Annotated in this window: 7 protein-coding genes and 1 pseudogene; all 8 read left to right on the top strand. The window is 37.2% G+C overall.

Features of this window, described 5'->3' with window-relative positions; genetic code table 11:
• Positions 1 to 172 (top strand): annotated as a pseudogene (locus tag JCM19043_RS19105) (phage major capsid protein); the annotation flags it as partial.
• A 28-nt stretch (positions 173 to 200) separates the two neighbouring features.
• A complete protein-coding gene (locus JCM19043_RS15560; protein ID WP_062323959.1) occupies positions 201 to 380 on the top strand; it encodes a hypothetical protein in 180 nt (59 codons plus the stop codon).
• Positions 377 to 526, top strand: a complete 150-nt coding sequence (locus tag JCM19043_RS16670) for a hypothetical protein (RefSeq protein WP_156321450.1) — start codon at positions 377 to 379, stop codon at positions 524 to 526. Before JCM19043_RS15560 ends, JCM19043_RS16670 begins: the two co-directional genes overlap by 4 nt.
• A gap of 32 nt (positions 527 to 558) precedes the next feature.
• On the top strand, positions 559 to 867 hold the full coding sequence (locus JCM19043_RS15555) for a head-tail connector protein (RefSeq protein ID WP_062323957.1): 309 nt from the start codon (positions 559 to 561) through the stop codon (positions 865 to 867).
• Positions 864 to 1,202, top strand: coding sequence for a phage head closure protein (locus tag JCM19043_RS15550; RefSeq protein ID WP_231631587.1), 339 nt, complete (start codon positions 864 to 866; stop codon positions 1,200 to 1,202). Before JCM19043_RS15555 ends, JCM19043_RS15550 begins: the two co-directional genes overlap by 4 nt.
• Complete coding sequence (locus JCM19043_RS15545) at positions 1,203 to 1,607, top strand: hypothetical protein (RefSeq protein ID WP_062323953.1); 405 nt, start codon at positions 1,203 to 1,205, stop codon at positions 1,605 to 1,607.
• Entirely contained in the window at positions 1,604 to 1,936 is a 333-nt protein-coding gene (locus JCM19043_RS15540) for a hypothetical protein (protein ID WP_062323951.1), read from the top strand. Before JCM19043_RS15545 ends, JCM19043_RS15540 begins: the two co-directional genes overlap by 4 nt.
• Before the next feature lie 30 nt (positions 1,937 to 1,966).
• Positions 1,967 to 2,400, top strand: a 434-nt coding sequence (locus JCM19043_RS15535; RefSeq protein WP_062323950.1) for a major tail protein, incomplete at its 3' end; no start/stop codon positions are given.

Raw genomic sequence — 2,400 nt, 5'->3', positions numbered from 1 at the left:
TATTGTGTTGTTCGACCGCAATCAACTGTCTGTAGATATGACTAAAGAAGGCGGTAATGCTTGGAGAACAAACACGACTGAATTCCGGGCTATTGAGCGTGAAAACGTTAAGTCTTGGGATTCTGAGGCTGTTATCTTTGGTCAAATTGATATTGCAGCACCTATTGTTTAATCAAATAATTTAAAAGGGAGAGATTCACATGAAAGCAAAAGTAATTCGAGCGTTTCGCGATAAGAATAACAACAAGAAATATATTGCAAAAGATACTGTTTTCGAAGCAACAGCCGAACGTATTCAGTTATTAAAAGAAAAGGGCTTTGTAGAAGTGGAAGAAAAAACAGAAGACCCATCTGTCTTGATGGAAGCATTGATGAAGTGAAAAAGAACACAGATGGTCTAAAGTTAGATGAAGTAAAGGCACTGTTAGAAGCTGAAAAAGCTGGCGATAATCGAAAAGGTTTAGTCAGTTATTTCGAATCTCTAATTGAAGAAGCAGAAAGTAATCCAACAAAAGAGGGCGAGTAATATCGCTCTCTTTTTTCGAGAGGGTGATAATGATGGCTCTTACACCAGAAGAATTAGCAAAATTAAAACAATATATCCGAATTGATTATGATGACGATGATCCATTGCTCGAAATGTTTTATAAACAAGCAGGCATCCACATTCGTAACCAGGTAGGATCTATTGATGAAACCAACGAAAATATGCTTGAACAGTATAATCAAGCAAGAGCGTTACTTGTTCAACATTGGAATGATAATCGACAATCTTTTCGTTCTGAAAAAGATTATGAAGTACCTCATTCTCTGAACAGTATCGTGTTACATTTGAAGTATTGTTATCCAGTTGGTGATCAAGTATGAGAATTAATCCAGGTGATTTAAAACAAAAGCTTATTTTTCAACAACCTGCAGGTGGAACAAACGAGAATGGTTTTCCAATTACCCAATCCGTTACATATAAAACGGTTTGGGGCGCGTTAAAGACATTGCGAGGTAACCGTTTTTATACTGCGGCACAAAACCAAATGGAAAACAATCGTGAATTCTTTATTCGTTATCAAAAGTCTTTGGATGAAACAGAACGACCTGAGAATTTAACGGTTATGTGGAATCAAAAAGAACATGAAATTGTATCAATTGAAAATGATGATGGATTAAATGTTTCTATGACGGTTGTCGTGAAGGTTGTGTCTTAATTGAATCTAGAGTTTGAAGGTTTAGACGAACTTCTACGAGAAGTTGAACTGATTCAGTTAGCTCCGGAACATGTGAAAGACAAGGCGCTCATTCGTGCAGCCGATTTACTCAAGGAGCGTATGAGAGACGAAGTTTATAATCATGGGTTGAATCCATATTCCGGTGATGCACAAAGGTCTATAGATCGAACAAACCCTAAAAACGGTGAGGTATTTGTTGGAACAAAAGGTGGTAAGAAGCAGGAAGGTTACTACTTATACATGCATGAGTTTGGCTATTATAACGTCGTGGCCAAGCGTTTTATTGCGCCTAAACCATTTGCTAGCATCGCCTTTGAATTAAGTAAAGGAAAGATATTAGACATTTACGTTGATGAACTTAGGAAGGAGATGAAGATTATTTGAATGTAAAAAGAATTATAATCGACGCTCTTCGGCCGATTAATGTTCCGGTCACAACGTTAACCGGAAACAATAATAATAGTGAATACATCATTATTAACGAATACAATCAAGCATCTAGTTTAAATGCAGATGATAAAGAGGTATCAACGAAGTATTTTTATCAAGTTGACGTTTTTACTTCAGGTGATTTTACAACGATTGTGGCCGAAGTAGAAAGCAGATTAAAAGAAGCAGGCTTTAAGCGGATGTTTTCTAGCGAATCATATGACAATGATGCACAGAAATATAGAAAAATACTACGTTTTAGTTATGCAACCGACTTAGACTAGGTTGCTATTTTAATTTTAGGAGGAATAAATATGGCGATTAAAGGATTAGATATGCTGCATTATGCAATTATCACGGAAGAAAATAGTACAACAACGACGTACGGAACAATCAAGCCATTCGGACCAGCAATGGCGCTTAACTTACAGCCAACAATCAATAGAGGTAACTTGCGAGCGGATGATAAAGTTCTGTTCTCAGATTCATCAAAAGGACCAATCTCCGTATCAGTTAACACAGCTTACCTAGAAAAATCAGTTGAAGCAGATGTATTAGGTAAAACAGTCGATGCGAATGGTGGTATTACTGACACAGCGAGTGATAATGCACCATACATTGCGATTGGTGGCCGAGCAAAATCAGCGCGTGGTGGATATGAATACTTCTGGGTTTATCGAGTGAAATTGGCGCCTGCAGAAGAAAATAAACAAACAGAACAAGATACACCTTCATACCAAACACCGAA

The sequence above is a fragment of the Halolactibacillus sp. JCM 19043 genome, from assembly GCF_001310395.1.
GTDB classification, from domain to species: domain Bacteria; phylum Bacillota; class Bacilli; order Bacillales; family Amphibacillaceae; genus Halolactibacillus; species Halolactibacillus miurensis.
Note: the sequence above shows the minus strand (reverse complement) of the source record. Positions and strands in the feature narration are given on the sequence as shown.